We start from the raw sequence: 21,693 nt of genomic DNA, 5'->3' as shown, positions 1-21,693 counted from the left end.
CCCGAGCCTAACCACGGCCCGGCGCCCTGAGGGCCAGAGGGCCCTCTGGCGCACGGATGCCGCCGGCCGGGTCCCTTCTCCCGGCCGGCGGCACCCGGCTCCCGCGTCCTCCAGGGACGGTGGTTCAGCGACGCAGCTTCCCGGCGACGACGCCGGCGAGCCCGACGATGAGCAGCATCCCGCCGAAGGCCCCGATCATCGGCGGCCCGACGAGGTGGAAGCTGAGGTCGGCGTTCGTCAGGTTGGCGACGAGGACGTACGCGCTGACGATCATGGTCAGCAGCCCGAACATGATCGACCCGGGACGCGGACCCTTGCGCACGGTGACCAGGGCTGGGCGAGGCGGCTCGTGAGCGACGACCGGAGGCGGCCACGTAGGGTCCGGCGCGGATGCGGAGGGCGGCGGGAGGTGCGGCAGGGCCGAGGTCTCGTCGGCCGGGTCCGGGTCGGTGACGGTGTCGTCGGGCACGGGGGTCGCCGGCTCGACGCGGTACGGCGCCGCCGTCGGCATCGCGAGCGTGGGCGATGCCGGGATCGTCGTGGTCTCGTCCGGGGCAGCCGTCGGGTCGCTGAACTCCTGTATGGGCTCCGGTGTGGAGGGGGTCTTCTCGTGCTTGGTCATCGCGCTCGTCTCCGGTGCGTTCGTGGACTCGGTCGTGGACTCGGTCGTGGACTCGGTGGTGGACTCGGTCGTTGACTCGTGGATGGGGTCGTGACGCTCGGTGCTCATGACGCGCTCGCCGTCGTGATCCGGATCGAGGCGAGGCCGACCTCTGCGTTGACGATGATGTCGGGGGTCTGCGTGGCCGCGCCGAAGGTGACGCGCTGGGTCCAGTTGGCGCCCTCGTAGTCGAGCTGGTCCGGTCCGCGCTCGCGCATCCCCTCGCCCGCCACGCCGGCGCCGGTGGCGACGATGTCGCCGGCGCGTGCCTTGGCGTTGACGACGACGTCCGCCCCTTCGGGGACGACGACGTTGAGCTCGCCGAGCCCCAGCGTGGCAGTGACGGTGTCGACACCGGCGGTCGCCCGGTAGTTCGCCTTGCTCAGGTCGAGCTTCATCTCGCCGACGCCGAGCTCGTAGTCCCGGTCAGGGGTCAGCGTGGTCACGGTGAACGTGCGTTCCCCGACGTTCCACGGCTGCGACAGACCGGCGGGGGCGGCCGTCGTCATGGCGGCGGCGACCATGCCGACCACCGCGAAGAAGGGGAGCCCTCCCGGGCGTCGCCCGGCGATGCCGGCGACCACGATGCCGAGGCCGAGCAGGCCTACGGCAGAGGCGATCCCGACGGCCACGTTGTTGCCGGGCCACCCGGCCGCATCGGCGGCGGTCGAGAACACGACACCCGTGACGATGGCCAGGCCGAGGACGAGCAGTCCGCCGGCGAAGCCGATGGAGGGCGTCCGGTACCGCACCGGCGTGGGCGCAGGAGGCCGCGGTGTGGCGAGGGCCGCACCGGCGTTGGCCGCCGCGTTGCCCGTCGAGGCGTATGCCGGGTGCGAGCCCGGACCGGCCGGGACCGTGCCGCTGCCGGTGCCCGTCGCGCCGGGCTGCGTGGCACTTGCCGGGTCGGTCGTCGCGCTGCCACCGGTCGTGGCGGATGCCTGGTTCCTCCACGGGGCCTGGGCGAGCAGGTCGCGGCCGGTGTCGGTGCGGGTCAGGAACCACCACGCGCCGGCGACGAGGAGGGCGAAGCCGAAGAACCGGAAGCCCTGGAAGTCCCCGCCCCACCATGGGCCGCCGCCGAGGATCGAGATGACCGTCACGACGAGCAGGAAGATCGAGTGGCCCTCGCCGTGCTTCAGCGCGCGCTCGGCGTGGATCTCGCCGCGGTCGTCGGGCATGAGCAGCCACAGCACGAGGTAGAGGGCCAGGCCCATGCCGAAGAAGATCGAGAAGAGGATGAAGCCCGCACGCACGACCAGCGGGTCGACCCCGAGCCAGCGGGCCAGCCCCGTGGCGACACCGGCGAACCAGCGGCCGTCGGACTGCCGCATGATCCCGGGCCGCCTGAGGGCGGCGTAGAAGCCGTCCAGACCGTGCCCCTGCGTCGGGGCCCCATTGCTTTTCGTCATGTCACCAGAGTGTCGGCTCGGGCACGACCCAACCATGAGGGTCGACCCTGAGCGCACCCTGACGCGACCCCCAAAGCAGGTCCGGATGGTCGCCCGACCGGCCCGCGTGGGTGAGGATGGAACGGTGCAGACGGCATACGAGAACGGAACGGGCCCGGTGCGACCCGCCTGGCGGGCGACACCCCGGCCCCCGCTCGTGCGCCACCGGCAGGGCAAGGTCGTCGCCGGCGTCGCCTCAGGACTCGCCGACCACCTGGGGGTCCCGGTCAACGCGGTGCGCATCGCCCTCGTCCTGTCGAGCATCCCCTTCGGCGCGGGTCTGGTCGTCTACGTCTTCCTCTGGGCGACGATGCGTGAGGTCGGCGACGTCGACCCCGCGCTAGCCGCCGCGACGAGCCCGGGCATCGACCCGGCCACCGGCGTGCCGGTCGGCGGCGCTGCCACGACGACCGGCACCACCGGCACCACCGGCACCACCGGCACCACCGGCACGACGCCGGGCGCAGCGACCATCGGCGGGCACCACATCGACCTCGCGAGCGTGCGCACCTGGCTGCGCAGCGGCAACCAGGCCGTCCTCATCACCCTGCTCGGTGTGGCAGCCCTCGCCCTCGCGGGTGCCCTGTGGCTCGGCAGCGCCGGACTCGACGTCCACGCCGAGGTGATCCTGCCGCTCGTCGCCATCGTCATCGGCGCGATCTTCTTCTGGTCGCAGCTCGACGACACCGACGCGATCGGCGCGCGCCGCCCGGTGCGGTGGATCTGGCTCGTCGTCGGTCTCGGTCTCACGATCCTCGGCCTCGTCGGCCTGCTCGTGCGCGGTACCAACCTCACGGAGCTGTGGCAGGTCGCCGGCGCCGTGCTCGCCGCCCTCGTCGGGGTCGCCGTCCTGTCCGCGCCGTGGGTCCTGCGACTCTGGAGCAACCTGCGACTCGAGCAGGCCGCCCGCATCCGCGCCACCGAGCGCGCCGACATCGCGGCCCACCTGCACGACTCTGTGCTCCAGACCCTCGCCCTCATCCAGCGACAGTCCGGCGATGCCGCGACCGTGGCCCGGCTCGCCCGAGCGCAGGAGCGGCAGCTGCGCAGCTACCTCTACGACGAGGACGCGCGCGCCGGCTCGCTCGGCGCCGCCCTCACCGCGGCGATGGGCGAGGTCGAGGACCTCCACGGGGTGCCCGTGGAGCTCGTCGTCACCGGTGACCGCCCGATGGACGAGCACCTCGACGCGCTCGTCAAGGCGGTGCGCGAGGCCACGTGGAACGCCGTGCGCCACGCGAGCCCGCCGGTCAGCACCTACGTCGAGGTCGGGCCCGTGGCCGTCGAGGCGTTCGTCCGCGACCACGGCGCCGGCTTCGACCTCGACACCGTGCCCGACGACCGCGCAGGCGTCCGCGAGTCGATCATCGGACGCATGGAGCGCCACGGCGGCAGCGCGCGCATCCGGCGGCGTCCCGACGGCACCGAGGTCGAGCTGCGGCTACCGGTCGGCGAGCCGCCCCCGAGCGATCCGACCTCCACCCCGGCCCCGGCGGCGAGCGCCGCACCGGCAGCCCCGAGCACCCCGGACCCCCAAACCCAGGAGCAGGCTTCATGACCGACCCGCGGACCATCCGGATCGTCATCGTCGACGACCACCACATGTTCCGCACGGGCGTGCGGGCAGAGCTCACCTCGCTCGCGGCCTCGGCCGGGCCGGCGTCCTTCCGTCTCGAGATCGTCGGCGAGGCCGGCGCGGTCGAGTCCGCGGTGGCGGCGATCACCGAGCAGCAGCCCGACGTGGTGCTCCTCGACGTCCACCTGCCCGGCGGTGACGGGCACGGCGGCGCCGACGTCATCCGCGCGTGCGCCGCCGTCCAGTCGCGCGCCGGTGTGCCGGTCCGCTTCCTCGCCCTGTCGGTGTCGGATGCCGCCGAGGACGTCATCGCCGTCATCCGTGCGGGCGCGCGGGGCTACGTCACGAAGACGATCAGCGCCGAGGACCTGCTGACCGCCATCGGTCGCGTGGCCGACGGCGACGCCGTCTTCAGCCCGCGGCTGGCCGGGTTCGTCCTCGACGCGTTCGGCGCGGCGGCGGGTGAGGTCGCGGAGATCGACGAGGAGCTCGACCGGCTGTCGGCCCGAGAGCGCGAGGTGATGCGCCTCATCGCCCGCGGCTACCAGTACAAGGAGGTCGCGAAGGAGCTGTTCATCTCGATCAAGACCGTCGAGACCCACGTCAGCTCGGTCCTGCGCAAGCTCCAGCTCAGCTCCCGCCACGAGCTCACGGCATGGGCGATGGGCCGGCGCCTGCTCTGACCCACCGCCCCCGGCTCCCCCGGATCGATGTATCGACGCGGGCCAGGAGCGGCGCCATTACATCGACCCGGGGCTCAGGCGTGGGCGTGCAGGACTCGGCGCAGGGCTGTCACGACGATCTCGGGTGCGTCGGTGTGCACCCAGTGCCCGGCGCCCTTGATCGTGAAGAGTCGCGTCCTCGGGAAGTGGCGACGCATGCGCTCGGCGTCCTGACGCTGGATGTAGCGCGAGTCGCCGCCGGCGATCCAGAGGACCGGGCCGGGAAACGGCGGGAGGTCGTCGACGGCGTCGGGCCAGTCGGCGATGCGCGAGCCCGACCCGAGCGCCGCGTCGCCCGCCACGAGGTCGAGGTTGACCTGCCAGCGCCACGAGTGCCCGTCACGACGGAGGTTCTGCAGCAGGAACGCCTTGACACCGGGGTCCGGCTCGTCGAAGCGATCCTCCGCGTCGGCGCGGCTCGTCAGGTCGGCGAGCGGCAGCTCCTGCATCTCGCGGATGTAGCCCTCGAAGCGCTCGAGCGAGCCGTAGCCCTTGGGCGCGATGTCGACGACGACGAGTCGCTCGACGAGGTCGGGGTGGCGTAGCGCGAGCACCATCGCGACCTTGCCGCCGAGCGAGTGCCCGACGACCGTCCACGGCTCTCCCGGCGCGGCCCCGCTGAGGGCGCCGGCGACGGCGTCGGCGTACGCGTCGAGCGAGAACTCCCGTGACCACGGTGACCGTCCGTGGTCGGGCAGGTCGACGAGCAGGCACCGGGCGTCGGTGCCATCGGGCCCGCTCACGGCCTTGGCGATCTGCATCCAGTTGCGGCCCTGCCCGAAGAGCCCGTGCAGGAAGGCGATGCGCGGACCCGTCGTGCCCACCGACAACGTGTTGAGGGACTCCTGGTGACGTGCCGCGGTCATGCCCGCGAGCCTACGCGGCACGCGGCAGGTGCCTCACGGCGGCGGCGCAGGTCCGTGAGACACGTGTCGGAGGCCTGCCGTGCGTGACCTCACCGCCCTGCACGACCCACGTGAGGCAGATGTAACGCCCACGTCACAGCGGGTCGGTCGTCGTGCAACACCGGGTTCCTAGCGTGAGCGTCACGCTCTCGCAGCGTCCCATGCAACCGGCTCAAGCAGCCCAGGAGGAACCGTGAGCACCACCACCGGAGGAACCACCGGCACCACCAGCACCACCGGCAGCGCCGCCGGGTCCCCCGTCCTCGCCCCCACGACGACCACCGAGCGCCCGAGCCGTTTCCGCGAGCTCACTGCGCCGAAGAAGCGCGTCATCCGTGACTGGGACCCCGAGGACACCGCCGCCTGGGAGGGCGGCAACAAGAACGTCGCTCGCCGCAACCTCATCTGGTCGGTCGCGACCGAGCACATCGGCTTCTCGATCTGGTCGATCTGGTCGGTGATGGTGCTCTTCATGCCGCAGGCCGTCTACGGCTTCACCCCGGCCGACAAGTTCTTCCTCGTGGCCGTGCCGACGCTCGTCGGCGCCCTGCTGCGCATCCCCTACACGATGGCGACCGCGTTCTTCGGCGGCCGCAACTGGGCGATCTTCAGCGGCGTCGCGCTCCTGGTGCCGGCGGTGATGACGTGGTGGCTCATGGTCAACCCCGGACACTCGCTGACGACCTTCCTGCTGGTGGCCGCCCTCGCGGGCCTCGGCGGAGGCAACTTCGCATCGTCGATGACGAACATCAACGCCTTCTACCCGCAGCGGATGAAGGGCTGGGCCCTGGGCCTCAACGCGGGCGGAGGCAACATCGGTGTCCCGGTGGTGCAGCTCGTCGGCCTGCTCGTCATCGCGACCCTCGGCAACCGCCGCCCCGAGGTCGTCTGTGCCGTCTACCTCGTGCTCCTCGCGGTTGCGAGCGTCGGGGCCGCGATCTTCATGGACAACCTCGACCACCAGACGGCCAACCCGAAGGCCATGCTCGAGGTGCTGCGGCACACCGACGCCTGGGTCATCTCGCTGCTCTACATCGGCACGTTCGGCTCGTTCATCGGCTTCGGCTTCGCCTTCGGCCAGGTGCTCAACCAGACGTTCCTCGCCGGCCTGACCGGTGGCGCCGCACCCACCCCGGCGCAGACGGCCGCCGCGAGCCTGCACGCCGCCCAGATCGCCTTCGTCGGCCCGCTCCTCGGCTCGGTCAGCCGCGTCTGGGGTGGCAAGCTCGCCGACCGTCGCGGCGGCGCCGCCGTCACCCTCTGGACCTTCGTCGGAATGGCCGTCGCGGGTGTGCTCGTGACCCTGGCCGCGCGTGCCGACGACGTCACGAAGGGCGCCGCGACGGGCCTGCAGCTCACCGGCCTCATCGGTGGCTTCGTCCTGCTCTTCATCCTGTCGGGCATCGGCAACGGCTCGGTCTACAAGATGATCCCGGCCCTCTTCGAGGCGAAGTCGGCGTCCATTCCGGGCCCGGCCATCGAGCGGACAGCGTGGTCGCGCTCGATGGCCGGCGCCCTCATCGGCATCGCCGGCGCGATCGGAGCCCTCGGCGGCGTCCTCATCAACCTGGGCCTGCGCGCCTCGTACCTCGGCGCTGCCAAGTCGGCCACCGCCGCCTTCGTGGTCTTCACGCTCTTCTACGTCGGCGCCGCCATCCTGACGAAGGCGCGCTACCGCCGATGACCACGGACGTCCGAATGCCGTCTCGCGCGCTCGGAGGGGACCTCCCCTCCGAGCGGGCGGGCGTTGCCACGCACTGCGCCTACTGCGGGCTCCAGTGCGCGATGACCCTCACCGGGTCATCGGCGGCCGACCTCACCGTGACCCCGCGTCGGTTCCCGACGAACCGGGGCGGCCTGTGCCAGAAGGGGTGGACGAGCGCCGAGCTGCTGCGCACCTCGAGCCGCATCACGACGCCCCTCGTGCGCCGGGACGGCGAGCTCGTCCCCGCGTCGTGGGACGAGGCGCTCGACGTCGTCGCCGATGCCATCGTCCGCACCCAGACGGCACACGGCCGCGATGCCGTGGCGGTCTTCGGCGGCGGTGGCCTGACGAACGAGAAGGCTTACCAGCTGGGCAAGTTCGCCCGGGTCGCACTGCGCACGAGCCAGATCGACTACAACGGCCGGTGGTGCATGAGCTCGGCCGCGGCAGCCGGCATCCGGTGCTTCGGCCTCGACCGCGGGCTCCCCTTCCCCGTGACCGACATCGGGTCGGCGCACGCCGTCCTGCTCCTCGGCGCCAACCCGGCCGAGACGATGCCGCCCTTCCTCACCCACCTCGTGCGCGCGGCCGACTGTGGCGGCCTCATGGTCGCCGACCCCCGGCTCACGCCGACGGCGGCCAAGGCCGTCGACGGTGGTGGCCTGCACCTGCAGCTGCGCCCCGGCACCGACGCCGCCCTCGCACTGGGGATGCTCCACCTCGCGGTCACCGAGGGGTACGCCGACCGGCGCTTCATCGCGGAGCGCACCACGGGCTTCGACGACCTCTGGTCCGTCGCGGCCCAGTGGCTGCCTGAGCGTGTCGAGCGCGTCACCGGCGTCGCCGTGACGACGATGCGCGCAGCGGTCGCCGCCCTCGCCCGGGCACGCGACACCGAGCGCGGCGCGTACATCCTCTCCGCGCGCGGCAGCGAGCAGCACGCGAGCGGCACCGACACCGTGACGGCCTTCATCGCCCTCGCGCTCGCGCTCGGCCTGCCGGGCAACCCCGGCACCGGCTTCGGGACCATCACCGGCCAGGGCAACGGTCAGGGTGGGCGCGAGCACGGCCAGAAGGCCGACCAGCTCCCCGGGTACCGGAAGATCGACGACCCAGCCGCCCGCGCGCACGTCGCCGCTGTCTGGGGCGTCGACCCCGCGGACCTGCCGGGTCCGGGGCGCAGCGCCTTCGAGCTGCTCGCCTCGCTCGGCACCGACGGCGGCGCGAAGGTCCTGATGGTGCACGGCAGCAACCCGGTCGTCTCGGCCCCCGACGCCCGCGTCGTCACCGAGCGCCTGGCCGCGCTCGACCTGCTCGTCGTCTGCGACTTCGTCCTCTCCGAGACCGCCGCGATGGCCGACGTCGTCCTGCCGGTCCTCCAGTGGGCCGAGGAGGAGGGCACCCTGACCAACCTCGAGGGTCGCGTGCTGCGTCGCCGCCGGGCGCTCGCGCCGCCGTCAGGCTGCCGCAGCGAGCTCGACGTCTGGAGCGAGCTCGCTCGCCGAATCGGTTGTGCCACGGACTTCCCCACCGACCCCAGGGTCGTCTTCGACGAGCTGCGCCGGGCCTCGGCCGGCGGACCGGCCGACTACTCCGCGGTGACGTGGGAGCGGCTCGACGCCGGCGAGAGCCTGCACTGGCCGTGCAGCACCGAGCGCCCGCAGGGCACCCCGCGACTCTTCCTCGACCGCTTCGCGACCCCCGACGGCCTCGCCCGGTTCGTCCCCGTCGACCACGTCGGTCCGGCGGAGGCCGACGACCCGGCATACCCCCTCGTCGCGACCACCGGACGGGTGCTGCAGCACTACCAGTCGGGCGCGCAGACGCGGCTCGTGGAGGAGCTGTCGGCCGCGGCAGGAGACATGTTCGTCCAGGTGAACCCCGACACCGCGGCCGCCGCGGGCCTCGTCGAGGGCGAGCCCGCCGACGTCGTCAGCCGCCGCGGACGCACCCGCGCGACCGTACGCCTCGACGACGACATGCGCCCCGACGTCGTCTTCCTGCCCTTCCACTGGGGCGGCGACGCGCGCGCCAACTCGATCACGCACGCCGCCCTCGACCCGACCAGCCGCATGCCGGAGTTCAAGGCGTGCGCCGTCCGCCTGGAGGCCGTCTCATGACACCCACCCCCCGCCGCGTCGTCATCGTCGGAAACGGCATGGCCGGTGCGCGCCTCGCGGAGGAGATCCGGCACCGCGACCCGAACGCCTCGCGGTTCGCCGTGACGATCGTCGGCGAGGAGCCGCACGCCGCCTACAACCGCGTGCTCCTCTCGACCGTCGTCGCCGGGAAGATCACACCGCGCGAGACCCGACTGAAGCCCGACGGCTGGTGGACGGCCCGCCGGATCGACGTCGTCACCGGCGCGCGCGTCAGCGCCGTCGACCTCGAGGCGCGGACGGCAACGCTGAGCGGCACGGTGTCCCCGGCCGACGACCGCGTGCTCGAGTGGGACGAGCTCGTGCTCGCGACCGGCAGCACGTCCTTCATCCCACCCATCGAGGGCGTCGACCGCGACGGTCTGGACGCCTCGGGCCCGGACGGCGTCGTCGCGTTCCGAACCGTCGACGAGTGCCAGCGCATCGTCGAGCTCGCCGGGTCCGCCACGCACGCCGTCGTGCTCGGAGGTGGGCTGCTCGGTCTCGAGGCCGCTCGCGGCCTGCTGGGCCAGGGCATCGACGTGACCATCGTCCACCCGATGGGCTTCCCCATGGAGCGCCAGATGGACGCCGACGGCGGTGCCGTGCTCGCCCGGGTGGTCCGCGAGCTGGGTGCGAACCTCGTGCTCGGCCGGTTCGTGGCAGCCCGCCGCTCCGCGGACGCCCAGGGGCCGGCTCGGGTCGTGCTCGACGACGGCTCAGAGCTGCCCGCCGACCTCGTCGTCATCTCGACGGGGGTGCGCCCGCGGGTCGACCTCGGCCAGAGCCTCGGTCTCGAGGTGAACCGGGGCATCGTCGTCGATGACCGCCTCGCCACGTCGGCCCCGCACGTCCACGCCATCGGCGAGTGCTCCGAGCACCGTGGAGAGGTGCCCGGCCTCGTCCAGCCCGGCTGGGACCAGGCCCGCGTGCTCGCCGACGTCCTGACGGGCGCGGATCCCGACGCCACCTACACCGGCACGAGCGTGCTGACCCGGCTCAAGGCGCACGACATCGACCTCGCGAGCATGGGCTCGATCACCGTCGACGTGCACGACGCGGAGCACGAGGTCCTCTCGTTCACCGACCCGAGCCGGGGTCGCTACGCCAAGCTCGTCCTGCACTCCGACCGCCTCGTCGGTGCCATCCTTCTCGGCGTCGGCGACGCCGCAGGTGCCCTGACCCAGCTCTACGACAGCGGCTCGGCAGTGCCCCGGGACCGGCTCGCCCTCATGCTGGGCCGCGCCGTGACGCGCAGCTCCGCGCCCGAGAGCGCGAACCTCGCCGAGATGCCCGGCAGCACCGTCATCTGTCGCTGCAACACGGTGACGAAATCTGCCATCGTCGGCGCCTTCCGAGCCGGTGCCGACTCGGTGCCCGCCGTCGCCGAGGCCACCCGCGCCACGACCGGCTGCGGCTCCTGCAAGGGCGCCGTCGAGGGCCTCTGCTCCTGGCTCCGCTCCTCCGAACCCTCGACGAGCCCCGCCGCCCAGACCTCCCCCGAGACCGACTCCACCGCAACCTCCGCGCCGGCGCCCGCCGCGGCCCTGGCCACCGCTCTCACCGAAGGAGCCGCATGATGTCCGACCCCACCGGCACCAACACCGTCGCCCCCACACGGACCGTCGTCGTCGTGGGCCACGGCATGGTCGGCCACCGCTTCGTCGAGGCCCTGCGCTCGCGTGACGCGGAGAGCACGTGGAAGGTCGTCGTCCTCTCCGAGGAGGCGGAGGCGGCATACGACCGCGTCGGGCTCTCCTCCTACGTCGGCGCCTGGGACCGCAGCGCGCTCGCCCTCACGGGCAACACGTACGCCGGTGACGAGCTCGTCGACCTGCGCCTCGGCACGCGCGCCGACCACATCGACCGCGACTCCCGCAAGGTCACGACGAGCGACGGCGACGTCATCGCGTACGACGAGCTCGTCCTCGCGACCGGCTCCTCCCCCTTCGTCCCGCCGGTGCCCGGTCACGACTCGGTCGGCTGCTTCGTCTACCGGACGCTCGATGACCTCGACGGCATCCGGTCGGCGGCGGAGCAGGCCATCGCCCGGGCCACGGCCGAGGGCCGCACGGCGAACGGGCTCGTCGTCGGTGGCGGCCTGCTCGGGCTCGAGGCGGCCAACGCGCTGCGCCTGCTCGGCCTGACCCCGCACGTCGTCGAGTTCGCCCCACGGCTGATGCCGCTGCAGGTCGACGAGGGCGGCGGCGCGGTCCTCAAGCGCCTCATCGGCAACCTCGGCGTGCAGGTCCACACGGGGGCCGGCACGAGCTCGATCGACGCCCAGGACGACGGCCGGCTCGCGGTCGACCTCTCCGACGGAACGGCGCTGCTGACCGACCTCGTGGTCTTCTCGGCCGGCGTGCGCCCGGCCGACGCGGTCGGCCGGGCCGCCGGCCTCGACATCGCCGAGCGCGGCGGCGTCATCACCGACGTCACGTGCCGCACCTCCGACGAAAACGTCTGGGCCGTCGGCGAGGTCGCCGCCGTCGAGGGCCGCTGCTACGGCCTCGTCGCACCCGGCTACACCATGGCCGAGGTCGTCGCCGACCGGCTGCTCGGCGGTGAGGCGACCTTCCCGGGCGCCGACCTCTCGACGAAGCTCAAGCTCCTCGGTGTCGACGTCGCCTCGTTCGGAGACGCGATGGCCGCGACGCCCGGCGCTCTCGAGATCGTCCACACCGACGCCACGAAGGGCACCTACGCGAAGATCGTCGTCTCCGACGACGCGAAGACGCTGCTCGGCGGCATCCTCGTCGGCGACGCGTCGGCCTACACGACGCTCAAGGCCTACGTCGGGCGTGAGGTGCCCGGTGACCCGGGCGCCCTGATCTCCCCCGCCGGGGCCGAGCTCGGCGCCGACGCGCTGCCCGACGACGCCGTCATCTGCTCGTGCAACAACGTCACCAAGGGCTCGATCTGCGGCGCCATCGCCGAGGGTGCGTGCGACCTCGCCACGATCAAGGGCTGCACCAACGCCGGAACCACCTGCGGCGGTTGCCTCCCCACGGTCAAGAAGCTCCTCGTCGACTCCGGTGTCGAGCTGTCCAAGGCGCTGTGCGAGCACTTCGAGCAGAGCCGCGCCGAGCTCTTCGAGATCGTGGCCTCGACCGGGATCCGAACCTTCTCGGGCCTGATCAGCCGCTACGGCACCGGCACCGGCTGCGAGATCTGCAAGCCGACCGTCGCCTCGATCCTCGCCTCGACGAGCAGCGACCACATCCTCGACGGCGAGCAGGCCGCGCTGCAGGACAGCAACGACCACTTCCTGGCCAACATCCAGAAGAACGGCACGTACTCGGTCGTCCCCCGTATGCCGGGTGGCGAGGTCACCGCCGAGCAGCTGATCACGATCGGCCAGGTCGCCAAGGACTTCGACCTCTACGTCAAGGTCACCGGTGGCCAGCGCATCGACCTCTTCGGGGCCCGCGTCGAGCAGCTGCCGGCGATCTGGGAGCGCCTTGTCGAGGTCGGCATGGAGTCGGGGCAGGCCTACGGCAAGTCGCTGCGCACCGTGAAGTCGTGCGTCGGCTCGACGTGGTGCCGTTACGGCGTGCAGGACTCCGTGGGCATGGCCGTCGACCTGGAGCACCGCTACCGGGGCCTGCGCTCACCGCACAAGCTGAAGTTCGGCGTCTCGGGCTGCGCGCGCGAGTGCGCCGAGGCCCGAGGCAAGGACGTCGGCGTCATCGCGACCGACAAGGGCTGGAACCTCTACGTGTGCGGCAACGGCGGTCAGACGCCCGCTCACGCCAAGCTTCTCGCGAGCGACCTCGACGACGAGACGCTCCAGCGCTACATCGACCGGTTCCTCATGTTCTACGTCCGCACCGCCGACCGGCTCCAGCGCACGGCGCCGTGGCTCGAGTCGCTCGAGGGCGGCCTCGACCACCTCAAGGCCGTCATCTGCGAGGACTCGCTCGGCATCGCCGAGGACCTCGAGGCCGCGATGGCGCGCCACGTCGAGGGCTACAAGGACGAGTGGAAGGCCGTGCTCGACGACCCGGAGAAGCTGGCTCGCTTCGTGTCGTTCGTCAACGCCCCCGAGGAGGCCGACCCGACCGTGGCCTTCGACGAGTCCGGCCCGCGCAAGGTGCCGGTCATGCTGGGCATGCCGTCGGCGAACCGGCCGAGCTGAACCAGACCTCCTGTGCCAGAAGGGATCCCCATCATGACGAGTCTCATCACCCCTCCCGAGCTCACGCCCGTCGAGGACGTGGCGGTCCGGCCCGCCCGCACCGTCGTCCGCCCGGGCATCCTCCCCGGTCCCGGCCCCAAGGAGTGGGTCGCGGCGTGTGCGCTGCACGTGCTCGTGCCCGGCCGTGGCGTCGCCGTGCTGCTGCCCGGCGGCGGCCAGGCCGCACTCTTCCTGCTGTCGAACGGCATGATCTACGCCGTCGACAACATCGACCCGTACTCCGGCGCCGCGGTCATGTCCCGCGGACTCACCGGCGACCACGCCGGGGAGCCGACGGTCGCCTCACCCCTGCTCAAGCAGGTCTTCTCGCTGCGCACCGGCGTCGCCCTCGACGACCCCGACAACGCCGCTGTGGCCCTGCCGACCTACAGCGTCCGCGTCCACCACGGCATCGTGCGCATCGGCATCCCTCTCCCCTGACCCGCCGGCCCCCTCCCACGTCGAGTGGGCACTTTCACCCACACGCCGCGGTGCAAAGTGCCCACTCGACAGTGCTTTTCGGTCGAGTGGGCACTTCGCACCCACACGCCGCGGTGCGAAGTGCCCACTCGACAGTGCTTCTCCCCCGTCGAGTGGGCACTTTCACCCGGTGGTCAGACCTGGACGAGAGCGGCGCGCACCGCGTCCTCGACGCCCGTCGTGGGGCGGCCGGCGAGACGTGACAGGTCTCCGGTGTCGGTGAACAGCGCGCCGGCGGAGATGCCGCGGTCGCTGTCGGCGAGCAGGGCGGCATACGGCTCGGGCAGGCCGGCCGCCACGAGGGCTGCGGTGTAGTCCTCGACGGACAGGTCACGGTAGGTGACCTCCTGCCCGGTCACGCGGCTCACCGCAGCGGCGTACTCCGCGAGAGAGAACGCATGGTCGGCGCCGAGCTCGTAGACGGCACCCTCGTGCCCGTCGCCGGCCAGCACCGTCGCGGCAGCCGCCGCGTAGTCCGCGCGGGTAGCCGCGCTGACCCGGCCGTCACCCGCGGCACCCAGGACGGCTCCGTGCTCCTGGACCGTCGGCAGCTGACCCGTGTAGTTCTCGAGGTACCAGGAGTTGCGCAGCAGGGCGTGCGGCAGACCCGAGGCTGCGAGCAGCTCCTCGGTGGCGCGGTGCTCGGCGGCGAGCGCCAGGTCAGACGTGCCTGCCCGGGTGACGCTCGTGTACGCGACGAAGCCGACGCCGGCGCGCTTCGCGGCGTCGATCGCGTTGGCGTGCTGGGCGACTCGCTGACCGACCTCACTGCCGGACACGAGGAGCAGTCGGTCGACGCCGGCGAAGGCCGTGTCGAGCGAGCTGGGGTCGTCATAGTCGGCGCGGCGCACCTCGACGCCCCGCTCGGCGAGGTCGGCGAGCGTCTCGGGCTTGCGGGCGGTGGCGACGATGTCGGACGCGGACGTGCCACGGTCGAGCAGTGACTCGACGACGAGGCGGCCGAGGTGGCCACTGGCACCGGTGACGAGAAGGGTCATGACGTTCCTTTCGAGAGGGTCGGACACTGTGAGAACGACCCACTCCACGGCATACTTCCCAAGAGTTAGTACCCACTTTGAAGTAAGGTACTGATATGAAAGTTAGTCAGACGCTGCGCGACTACTTCCCCGACGCCGTCTACGCATCCGGGTGCCCCAGCCGAGTCGTCCTCGACCACGTGGCGAGCAAGTGGGGCACGCTCGTCATCCTTGCCCTGTCCGAGGGCGAGCCGCTGCGGTGGAGCGAGCTGCGCCGACGTGCGGAGGGCGTCAGCGAGAAGATGCTGGCCCAGACGCTCCGCATGCTCGAGGCCGACGGGCTGGTCCACCGCGACGCCAGGGCTGTCGTCCCGCCGCACGTCGAGTACTCCCTGACCGATCGAGGCACCGAGCTCGCTGCCCGGATGGTGCCGCTCATGGTCTGGATCGTCGAGAACGCGCCGGCCATCCTCGCCGACGCGGAGGCGGCGGCCCTCACACGTTGAGGCGGTAGCCCCTCCGCACGACCGTCTGCACGAGATGGCGGTCGGGTAGCGCCGAGCGCAGCCGGCTGACGGCCATGTCGAGCGCGTGCTCGTTCTCGGCGTCGGGCAGCTCGTCGAGCAGCCGCTCCCGGCTCAGCACCGCACCAGGCTCCGACATGAGCGCGGCGAGCATCGCCCGCGGTCCGCGGGCCAGCGTCACCGTCTCGCCGCCGAACGTCACGACGCGCCCGTGCACGACGAGCGGGCCGAGCGCCGTCTGGACCTCCTCGACACCGTTGAGCGTCAGGTGCTCGATGACCGTCCGGATGAGCGCGCCCATCCGGAAGCGCTCGGGCACGATCGGCGTGATGCCGAGGTCGAGCAGCGGTGCGGCCGTCACCGGCCCGACGGCAGCCGCCGTCACCCCGCACCGCATGGCATCGACGAGGACGCCGTCCATCCCGAGCTGGGCTGCCGCCGACACGAGCCCGTCGACAGCGGGTGCCGACGTGAACGTGACGACGTCGACCTCCCGGGCCGCCACCGCGGCGATGAGCCGACCCAGCCTGCTCTCGTCGGTGGGTCGCACCCAGCGGTACGGCGCGACCGTGAGGACCGAGGCGCCCGCCGAGCGCAGCCGTTCGAGCTGCTCGACGTCCTCGTGCCCGTGCAGCTGCACCGCGACGCGCTTGCCGGGGACGCCGTCCTCGAGCGCGAGGCCGACGGTCGAGGCCGTCCGCTCGTCGTGGGCGATGCCGTCGTCGTCGTGGCCGGCGGCCCGCACGGCCCCACGCGCCTTCGGGCCGCGCACGATGATGCGCGCCCGGTCGAGGGTGCGGGCGAGGTCCTCGCCCAGACCGGCCGCGTCGGCTCCCTCGATCCAGCGTCGGAAGCCGTATGCCGTCGTGACGATGACGATGTCGGGCCGGCTCTCGATGACGGCCCGGGTGTCGCCGACGAGGATCTCGTCCTCGTCGACCGGCGCGATGCGCACGGCGGGCGCGTGCAGCACCTCGGCACCACGGCGCACGAAGGCGTCGATGAGGTCGTCGGATCGGCGGTCCGACGTGACCGCGATCCGGAAGCCCTCGAGCACCGGACCACTCGCCTCGACCCTCGCGGCGTCCGTGTCCGCCTCGTTCAGCTGGGCGGACCACTGCGTGGCCGGGTGCGAGCGCCGGCCGCTCCCCTCGCTGTCGGTGGGCGCGTTGTCAGTGGGCGCGCTGCCGGTCGGCGCCGAGCCTGCCTGCTCGGGCGGTAGCTCGTTCACGCGACCACACCGATGGGGGCGGCGTCGAGGGTCGCGACCCGGCGGGCCCAGACCTCCGACTGCCGAACGACCTCACCGACGACGATGACGGCAGGTGAGGCGGCGCCCGCTCGGGCCGCGAGGTCGGGAAGGGTGCCGAGCGTGCCGACGACGCTGCGCTGGTCGGGGGTGAAGCCGCGCTCGACGACGGCGGCCGGGGTGTCCGTGGGGAGACCGGCCCGCGCGAGCGCGGTCATGAGGGGAACGAGGTTGTGCATGCCCATGAGGAAGACGATGGTGCCCCCGAGTCCGGCGAGCGACTCGGCCCGGCGTGGCTCGAGTGGCACGTGGCCCGAGACGACGGTCACGACGTGGCTGACACCGCGGTGGGTCACGGGAATGCCGGCCGCCCCGGGAACGCCGACGGCCGACGTGACCCCGGGCACGACGGATACCGGCAGCCCGGCCTCGACGGCAGCCGCGACCTCCTCCCCGCCCCGGCCGAAGACGTACGGGTCTCCGCCCTTGAGGCGCACGACGGTGAGCCCGGCGAGAGCCCGCTCCACCATGATCCGCTCGATCTCGTCCTGAGGCACGGCGTGGTGGCCCGGCCGTTTCCCGACGTCGATCACCTCGGCGCCTGGCGCCAGGGCCGCGACGTCACCGACCTCCGCGAGGCGGTCCGTCAGCACGACGTCTGCGGTGGCGAGGGCGCGGAGCCCGGCGAGTGTGAGCAGCTCGGGACCCCCGGGACCCGCACCGACGAGGACGACGCGGCCACGGGGTGTGTCCGGCACCGGCTCCGAGACGACGGCGGCCCGGCCCGTGAGCGCCTCGCGTGCCGAGGTCCACGTCGACGCGGGGCCGACGAGCACCGCCACGCGTGCGCGCGCGCACACGTCGGTCGTCGCCTCGGCGGGCGACGTGGCCAGCGTGACGGCGGCGCCCGCGCGCTCGTAACGGCGGACGACGGATGCCGTGAGTCCCGCAGGACCGAGGACCAGGACGGGCAGCCCGGTGAGGTCGATGTCGATCAGCACGGCGGACTCCCTTCCGTCGCCGGTCGCGTTTTGCGTCGGTACCCACGGTAGGAAGCGCGTGTTTCGTCTGCGTTTCGATCGTGGGATGCCCCGGTAACGACCGGCTCACCCGGCGGTCCCCGACGGGTGCGCTGCGCCGACCTGACACAGTGGCGACATGACCAGCGAAGCGCCAGTGCTCGTCGCCACCGCCCACGGCACGTCGTCACCGGCCGGGCGGGCCGCGATCGAGGGGCTCGTGGCGGCGGTGGCGGCACGCCGCGCCGACCTCACCGTCCGGGCCGCCTACGTCGACGTCCAGCAGCCCGAGCCCGCTGCGGTGCTCGCCTCGCTCGGCGGCGTACGCGGGGGTCGGCTCGTGCCGTTGCTGCTGTCCGCGGGGTACCACGTCTACGTCGACCTCACCGAGGCTGCCGACGCAGTACCCGGCACGACGGTTGCGCCGGCCCTCGGCCCCGACGACCGGCTGGCAGAGCTCCTGCGCCGGCGGCTGCTCACGTCCGGGCTGCGCGACGACGACGTCGTCGTCCTCGGGGCGGCGGGCTCGTCGCAGCCCTCGGCCGTCGAGGACTGCCGCACGGTTGCCGCCGCGCTGAGCCGGCTGCTCGACCGTCCGGTCACCCCTGCCTTCCTGTCGGCGGCGGAGCCCAGGCTGTCGGATGCCGTTGCGGCCCAACACCTTCCGGGTCGACGGGTCGTCGTCGCGACGTACCTCCTCGCGCCGGGGTTCTTCGCCGATCTCGCATCGGCGTCGGGTGCCGACGTCGTGACCCCGCCCCTGCTGCTGCCCGACGAACCCGTCCCCGACGAGCTGGTCGACATCGTGGTCGAGCGCTACCTCAGCTGACGACCGCCCACGCGCCCCAGACCACAGCCAGCCCGACGGCGACGTTGGCGACGACGTTGCCCAGGGCGTCCCGCCGGCGGTTCTCGAGCCACAGCTCGACGGTGTCGGCCGCCAGGGTGGACAGCGTCGAGAGCCCGCCGCAGAACCCACCGACCAGAACGAGCGACCACACGACGCCGAGCGCCTCCCGGTCGGCGACGACGGCCCCACCGACGGCGGAGGCGATCGTGTTGGCAGCGAGCACCCCGAGCGGCACCGGTCGCTTCGCGAGCCGCCGGACCAGCCAGGTGCGCAGCAGTGCCCCGGCCGAGCCGGCCGCGACCGCGGCCACCCAGCCCCACCAGGCGACCGCGCTCACGCGGCCTCCGCCCTGGACGTCAGGAAGCGGCCGAGCCACATGCCGACGGCGGCTGCGGCCACCCCGAGCACGATGCTCGTGAGCAGCCCGAGCGCGACGGCGTACCCGGGCGTCGCGTCGGCGAGGGCGATGCTGAGCGCGGAGAACGACGTCAGCGAGCCCAGCACGCCGGAGCCGAGCAGCGAACGGACCTGAGGTCGCACGGGGATCCGCGCGAGGACGCCGAGCAGGAACGCCCCGACGACGTTGATGACGCTGATCCGCAGATCCCAGCCACCCCCACCTCCGCCCCCGGTGGTGAGCAGAAGCCGCAGCAGCGTGCCGACGGCGCCACCCATGGCCACGGCGAAGGGATGCATGCCGCGATTGTCTCAGCAGCCCCGTGCGTCACGCGCGACGTGCCCGCCACAGCGCCCCTCCCCGGGGCGCCCGTCATACTCGGAGCGTTCCACGCGACCGAGGAGGTATGCCGCTGAGCCCGCCACGCCGTTACGTGACCCTCGCCGCCCCGGCCGCCGCGGAGACCGAGGTGCGGCGATCGCGCTTCCTCTGCGACGTCGCGCCGGCATCGACGGAGGATGGGGCACGCGCCTTCGTCGACGAGGTGCGCTCACGCAACCGTGACGCTCGCCACCACTGCACGGCCTTCGTGCTCGGTCCCGACGGGGCGACGGCGCGGAGCAACGACGACGGGGAGCCCTCGGGCACGGCCGGGGCCCCGATGCTCGACGTGCTGCGCGGCCGCGGCCTGACCGACGTCGTTGCCGTCGTGACCCGGTGGTTCGGCGGCACGCTGCTCGGCACCGGTGGCCTGATCCGCGCCTACGGGGACGCCGTCACCGCAGCGCTCGACACGGCGACACCCGTGGTGCGCGAGCTGCGCAAGGGACGCGTCGTCGACGTCGACCATGCGGTGGGGCCTCGGGTGGAGCACGCCCTGCGCGGTCTTGCCGGTGTCGCCGTGGGCGACGTCGAGTACCTCGCGACCGGCATGCGCCTCCACCTCGCTGCCGCGCCGGAGGCCGTCGGTGAGGTCGACCGCACCGTGGCCACCCTGACCTCCGGTGTCGGACGCGTGAACCCAGGTGAGTCATCGTGGGTCGAGGCGAGCGGGGACGACTGAGCCGCAAGGGAGCTCATCCCCGCAGGTGCGACACCATCTCCCAGCCCGGGTCGTGCGTCACCGTGACGGACGCCGAACCCTCGGTCCACCGCTGGGCTGCCACACGCACGAGCTCGGCGGCACCGGTCGTGCCGTCGACGTAGACGTGCAGGACGCGCGTGCCCGCCGACGACTGGTGGGCGACGATCCGGCCCGTGCCCGCGAGGTCGACCGTGAGCCCGTCCTCCAGGCGTCGCATGGAGTCCAGCGAGCCGGGGCTCGGCAGGCCCGAGTCGTCCGTCGACAGGTAGGGCAGGAAGACCGCCACGTGGGTGTCGAGCTCGGGCGCCGTCGCAGCCGCGAGGGGCACCTGCGCCATCGCCACCAGCGGTCCCTCGGCGCCGTTGCCCTGGAACATGACGTACTGCGGCTCGCCGTCCGGTGTCGTGTGCTCCCCCTTGAGGTCGCGCACGAGGCCCCGCAGCCACGTGATCGGGAACGCGTCGAGCGGGCTCGACTCCGCGGCCGTCACCTCACCGACCCAGCACTCGACGTCCTCCTCACCGAGCACCGCATCGAGCGCGAGGTAGGTGATCGTCAGGCGGGTCCTGTCGTCGACGTCCGGGAAGACGGGGTGGTAGACCGCGACCGGGATGCGCAGCCCCTCGCGACGCGCGGTGATGACGACGTCCTTGAAGGCGATGACGCGTCCGTTGACCTCCAGCTCCAGCCCGTCGAGGTCCTCGACGGGCTGACGGGTGTCGGCATAGGCCCAGGCCGCATCAGCCGGAGGAGCGGCACGCAGCCACCGGCGTGCGGTTCCGCGCAGGTCGGGGTTGCCCTCAGGACTGACGACGAGCATGTGGGCGCTGCTCCTGCCGGCGGCCAGCTCCCACGCGAGGTCCGGGTGGATCGCCCCGACGTGCGCGCTGATCGCCTGGCCCGCCCGCTCCGGCGCGTGGTCCGCGACCGCCGACGCGGTTGCCGTCGCGCCCTCCCTGCGCCACCACCCCCAGAAGTCCGCGATCGCGTCGGTTGGCGGTGTCTCGTCGCGCCGGCCGCGCCTGAACAAACCCATGTCGCCATCCTGCCCGACCGCGGTCGCCACGCGCTCTGGCGACCGGGCCGAGCTGCATACGTCAAGATGGTTCACATGGCACTGCACCTCGGCTCCACCGACGACGCGAACGCGCTTCTCGAGCGCGACCCCCTGGCGCTGCTGCTCGGCATGCAGCTCGACCAGCAGATCCCGATGGAGAAGGCCTTCACGTCGCCGAGCGTCCTCGCGCAGCGCATGGGCGTCGAGCCCGGCGGTCGGCTGGACGCCGCGGCCATCGCTGCCCTGCCCCCGGAGACGCTCCTCGAGCACTTCCGCACGCCACCGGCGCTGCACCGTTTCCCGGGTTCGATGGCGACGCGCACGCAGCAGCTCTGCCAAGCGCTCGTCGACGAGTGGGACGGCGACGCCGCCAACGTGTGGGCCGGTGTCGGCAGCGGTGCCGAGCTCGTCCGCCGCATCGGCAGCCTGCCCGGCTTCGGCGACCAGAAGGCCAGGATCTTCGCGGCCCTGCTCGCCAAGCAGTTCGGCGTCACACCGGACGGGTGGCAGGAGGCCACCGGCGACTACGGCCAGCCGGGGCACCGCTCGATCGCCGACGTCGTCGACGACTCGTCCCGCCTGAAGGTGCGAGAGTTCAAGAAGGCCAAGAAGGCTGAGGCGAAGGCCGTCCAAGAGGCCTGAGCCCCAGGACTTTCCTTACGTATGCCGCCGGGCTCGCTTCTCGTGGAAGCGAGCCCGGCGGCCTACCCGTGCGAGACGC

General features: G+C 72.7%; 20 protein-coding genes. 11 read left to right on the top strand and 9 right to left on the bottom strand.

Features of this window, described 5'->3' with window-relative positions; all coding sequences use genetic code 11:
- Positions 1-124: 124 nt before the first annotated feature.
- Both ACFQU3_RS04650 and ACFQU3_RS04645 read right to left on the bottom strand, forming a co-directional pair.
- A complete protein-coding gene (locus ACFQU3_RS04650) occupies positions 125-730 on the bottom strand; it encodes a hypothetical protein (RefSeq protein WP_385907205.1) in 606 nt (201 codons plus the stop codon).
- Positions 727-2,073 carry a PspC domain-containing protein gene (locus ACFQU3_RS04645; protein ID WP_385907202.1) on the bottom strand — a complete coding sequence of 449 codons (1,347 nt, stop codon included), beginning with the start codon at positions 2,071-2,073 and terminating at the stop codon, positions 727-729. The genes ACFQU3_RS04650 and ACFQU3_RS04645 overlap by 4 nt, the downstream gene beginning before the upstream one ends.
- Before the next feature lie 34 nt (positions 2,074-2,107).
- Here ACFQU3_RS04645 and ACFQU3_RS04640 point away from each other — a divergent pair, with 34 nt between their 5' ends.
- The gene (locus tag ACFQU3_RS04640) at positions 2,108-3,670 is read left to right on the top strand and encodes a PspC domain-containing protein (protein WP_385907199.1); all 1,563 of its coding nucleotides are present in this window, start codon (positions 2,108-2,110) and stop codon (positions 3,668-3,670) included.
- Positions 3,667-4,371, top strand: a complete 705-nt coding sequence (locus ACFQU3_RS04635; RefSeq protein ID WP_385907196.1) for a LuxR C-terminal-related transcriptional regulator — start codon at positions 3,667-3,669, stop codon at positions 4,369-4,371. The genes ACFQU3_RS04640 and ACFQU3_RS04635 overlap by 4 nt, the downstream gene beginning before the upstream one ends.
- 74 nt (positions 4,372-4,445) lie before the next feature.
- Here ACFQU3_RS04635 and ACFQU3_RS04630 read toward each other — a convergent pair whose 3' ends face one another.
- Positions 4,446-5,276, bottom strand: coding sequence for an alpha/beta fold hydrolase (locus ACFQU3_RS04630; protein WP_385907193.1), 831 nt, complete (start codon positions 5,274-5,276; stop codon positions 4,446-4,448).
- Positions 5,277-5,508: 232 nt separating this feature from the next.
- Between ACFQU3_RS04630 and ACFQU3_RS04625 the strand changes: the two genes are divergently transcribed.
- Genes ACFQU3_RS04625 through ACFQU3_RS04605 form a run of 5 tightly spaced genes read left to right on the top strand, consistent with a single transcriptional unit; the run spans position 5,509 to position 13,776 of the window.
- Entirely contained in the window at positions 5,509-6,999 is a 1,491-nt protein-coding gene (locus ACFQU3_RS04625) for a nitrate/nitrite transporter (RefSeq protein ID WP_385907190.1), read from the top strand.
- Positions 7,000-7,013: 14 nt separating this feature from the next.
- Positions 7,014-9,140 (top strand): molybdopterin oxidoreductase family protein, encoded by a 2,127-nt coding sequence (locus ACFQU3_RS04620; protein ID WP_385907322.1) that lies wholly within the window; start codon positions 7,014-7,016, stop codon positions 9,138-9,140.
- Entirely contained in the window at positions 9,137-10,738 is a 1,602-nt protein-coding gene (locus ACFQU3_RS04615; protein WP_385907187.1) for an FAD-dependent oxidoreductase, read from the top strand. Before ACFQU3_RS04620 ends, ACFQU3_RS04615 begins: the two co-directional genes overlap by 4 nt.
- Entirely contained in the window at positions 10,735-13,296 is a 2,562-nt protein-coding gene (gene nirB / locus ACFQU3_RS04610; protein ID WP_385907184.1) for a nitrite reductase large subunit NirB, read from the top strand. Before ACFQU3_RS04615 ends, nirB begins: the two co-directional genes overlap by 4 nt.
- 33 nt (positions 13,297-13,329) lie before the next feature.
- The gene (locus tag ACFQU3_RS04605) at positions 13,330-13,776 is read left to right on the top strand and encodes a nitrite reductase (NAD(P)H) small subunit (protein ID WP_385907180.1); all 447 of its coding nucleotides are present in this window, start codon (positions 13,330-13,332) and stop codon (positions 13,774-13,776) included.
- A gap of 173 nt (positions 13,777-13,949) precedes the next feature.
- Here ACFQU3_RS04605 and ACFQU3_RS04600 read toward each other — a convergent pair whose 3' ends face one another.
- Positions 13,950-14,813 carry an SDR family oxidoreductase gene (locus tag ACFQU3_RS04600; RefSeq protein ID WP_385907177.1) on the bottom strand — a complete coding sequence of 288 codons (864 nt, stop codon included), beginning with the start codon at positions 14,811-14,813 and terminating at the stop codon, positions 13,950-13,952.
- Between the two features lie 95 nt (positions 14,814-14,908).
- Here ACFQU3_RS04600 and ACFQU3_RS04595 point away from each other — a divergent pair, with 95 nt between their 5' ends.
- Positions 14,909-15,298, top strand: coding sequence for a winged helix-turn-helix transcriptional regulator (locus tag ACFQU3_RS04595; RefSeq protein WP_385907174.1), 390 nt, complete (start codon positions 14,909-14,911; stop codon positions 15,296-15,298).
- Here ACFQU3_RS04595 and ACFQU3_RS04590 read toward each other — a convergent pair.
- Positions 15,288-16,421 (bottom strand): uroporphyrinogen-III synthase, encoded by a 1,134-nt coding sequence (locus ACFQU3_RS04590; protein ID WP_385907320.1) that lies wholly within the window; start codon positions 16,419-16,421, stop codon positions 15,288-15,290. The genes ACFQU3_RS04595 and ACFQU3_RS04590 overlap by 11 nt on opposite strands.
- A gap of 122 nt (positions 16,422-16,543) precedes the next feature.
- Positions 16,544-17,566, bottom strand: coding sequence for a uroporphyrinogen-III C-methyltransferase (cobA, locus tag ACFQU3_RS04585; protein WP_385907171.1), 1,023 nt, complete (start codon positions 17,564-17,566; stop codon positions 16,544-16,546).
- 157 nt (positions 17,567-17,723) lie between these two features.
- Between cobA and ACFQU3_RS04580 the strand changes: the two genes are divergently transcribed.
- Positions 17,724-18,413, top strand: coding sequence for a sirohydrochlorin chelatase (locus ACFQU3_RS04580; protein ID WP_385907168.1), 690 nt, complete (start codon positions 17,724-17,726; stop codon positions 18,411-18,413).
- Here the strand turns inward: ACFQU3_RS04580 and ACFQU3_RS04575 are convergent.
- Together ACFQU3_RS04575 and ACFQU3_RS04570 are read right to left on the bottom strand one after the other, a co-directional pair.
- On the bottom strand, positions 18,406-18,771 hold the full coding sequence (locus ACFQU3_RS04575; protein ID WP_385907165.1) for a fluoride efflux transporter FluC: 366 nt from the start codon (positions 18,769-18,771) through the stop codon (positions 18,406-18,408). The genes ACFQU3_RS04580 and ACFQU3_RS04575 overlap by 8 nt on opposite strands.
- Positions 18,768-19,130: a fluoride efflux transporter FluC gene (locus ACFQU3_RS04570; protein ID WP_385907162.1), complete on the bottom strand. Its 363-nt coding sequence runs from the start codon at positions 19,128-19,130 to the stop codon at positions 18,768-18,770. Before ACFQU3_RS04570 ends, ACFQU3_RS04575 begins: the two co-directional genes overlap by 4 nt.
- A 107-nt stretch (positions 19,131-19,237) precedes the next feature.
- Here ACFQU3_RS04570 and ACFQU3_RS04565 point away from each other — a divergent pair, with 107 nt between their 5' ends.
- A complete protein-coding gene (locus tag ACFQU3_RS04565; protein WP_385907159.1) occupies positions 19,238-19,894 on the top strand; it encodes an IMPACT family protein in 657 nt (218 codons plus the stop codon).
- Positions 19,895-19,907: 13 nt separating this feature from the next.
- Here the strand turns inward: ACFQU3_RS04565 and ACFQU3_RS04560 are convergent, their stop codons facing one another.
- Complete coding sequence (locus ACFQU3_RS04560) at positions 19,908-20,951, bottom strand: DUF695 domain-containing protein (RefSeq protein ID WP_385907156.1); 1,044 nt, start codon at positions 20,949-20,951, stop codon at positions 19,908-19,910.
- 75 nt (positions 20,952-21,026) lie between these two features.
- Here ACFQU3_RS04560 and ACFQU3_RS04555 point away from each other — a divergent pair, with 75 nt between their 5' ends.
- Positions 21,027-21,614 carry an HhH-GPD-type base excision DNA repair protein gene (locus ACFQU3_RS04555; RefSeq protein WP_385907154.1) on the top strand — a complete coding sequence of 196 codons (588 nt, stop codon included), beginning with the start codon at positions 21,027-21,029 and terminating at the stop codon, positions 21,612-21,614.
- The last annotated feature ends 79 nt before the right edge of the window (positions 21,615-21,693 follow it).

Source organism: Terrabacter sp. GCM10028922 (genome assembly GCF_042666095.1).
Taxonomy (GTDB): domain Bacteria; phylum Actinomycetota; class Actinomycetes; order Actinomycetales; family Dermatophilaceae; genus Terrabacter.
Note: the sequence above shows the minus strand (reverse complement) of the source record. Positions and strands in the feature narration are given on the sequence as shown.

Coding starts and splice junctions, on each gene's coding strand:
- ACFQU3_RS04650 (WP_385907205.1), bottom strand. CDS start 730: ATGAGCACCGAGCGTCACGACCCCATCCACGAGTCAACGACCGAGTCC.
- ACFQU3_RS04645 (WP_385907202.1), bottom strand. CDS start 2,073: ATGACGAAAAGCAATGGGGCCCCGACGCAGGGGCACGGTCTGGACGGC.
- ACFQU3_RS04640 (WP_385907199.1), top strand. CDS start 2,108: ATGAGGGTCGACCCTGAGCGCACCCTGACGCGACCCCCAAAGCAGGTC.
- ACFQU3_RS04635 (WP_385907196.1), top strand. CDS start 3,667: ATGACCGACCCGCGGACCATCCGGATCGTCATCGTCGACGACCACCAC.
- ACFQU3_RS04630 (WP_385907193.1), bottom strand. CDS start 5,276: ATGACCGCGGCACGTCACCAGGAGTCCCTCAACACGTTGTCGGTGGGC.
- ACFQU3_RS04620 (WP_385907322.1), top strand. CDS start 7,014: ATGCCGTCTCGCGCGCTCGGAGGGGACCTCCCCTCCGAGCGGGCGGGC.
- ACFQU3_RS04615 (WP_385907187.1), top strand. CDS start 9,137: ATGACACCCACCCCCCGCCGCGTCGTCATCGTCGGAAACGGCATGGCC.
- nirB (WP_385907184.1), top strand. CDS start 10,735: ATGATGTCCGACCCCACCGGCACCAACACCGTCGCCCCCACACGGACC.
- ACFQU3_RS04605 (WP_385907180.1), top strand. CDS start 13,330: ATGACGAGTCTCATCACCCCTCCCGAGCTCACGCCCGTCGAGGACGTG.
- ACFQU3_RS04600 (WP_385907177.1), bottom strand. CDS start 14,813: ATGACCCTTCTCGTCACCGGTGCCAGTGGCCACCTCGGCCGCCTCGTC.
- ACFQU3_RS04595 (WP_385907174.1), top strand. CDS start 14,909: ATGAAAGTTAGTCAGACGCTGCGCGACTACTTCCCCGACGCCGTCTAC.
- ACFQU3_RS04580 (WP_385907168.1), top strand. CDS start 17,724: ATGACCAGCGAAGCGCCAGTGCTCGTCGCCACCGCCCACGGCACGTCG.
- ACFQU3_RS04570 (WP_385907162.1), bottom strand. CDS start 19,130: ATGCATCCCTTCGCCGTGGCCATGGGTGGCGCCGTCGGCACGCTGCTG.
- ACFQU3_RS04565 (WP_385907159.1), top strand. CDS start 19,238: ATGCCGCTGAGCCCGCCACGCCGTTACGTGACCCTCGCCGCCCCGGCC.
- ACFQU3_RS04560 (WP_385907156.1), bottom strand. CDS start 20,951: ATGGGTTTGTTCAGGCGCGGCCGGCGCGACGAGACACCGCCAACCGAC.
- ACFQU3_RS04555 (WP_385907154.1), top strand. CDS start 21,027: ATGGCACTGCACCTCGGCTCCACCGACGACGCGAACGCGCTTCTCGAG.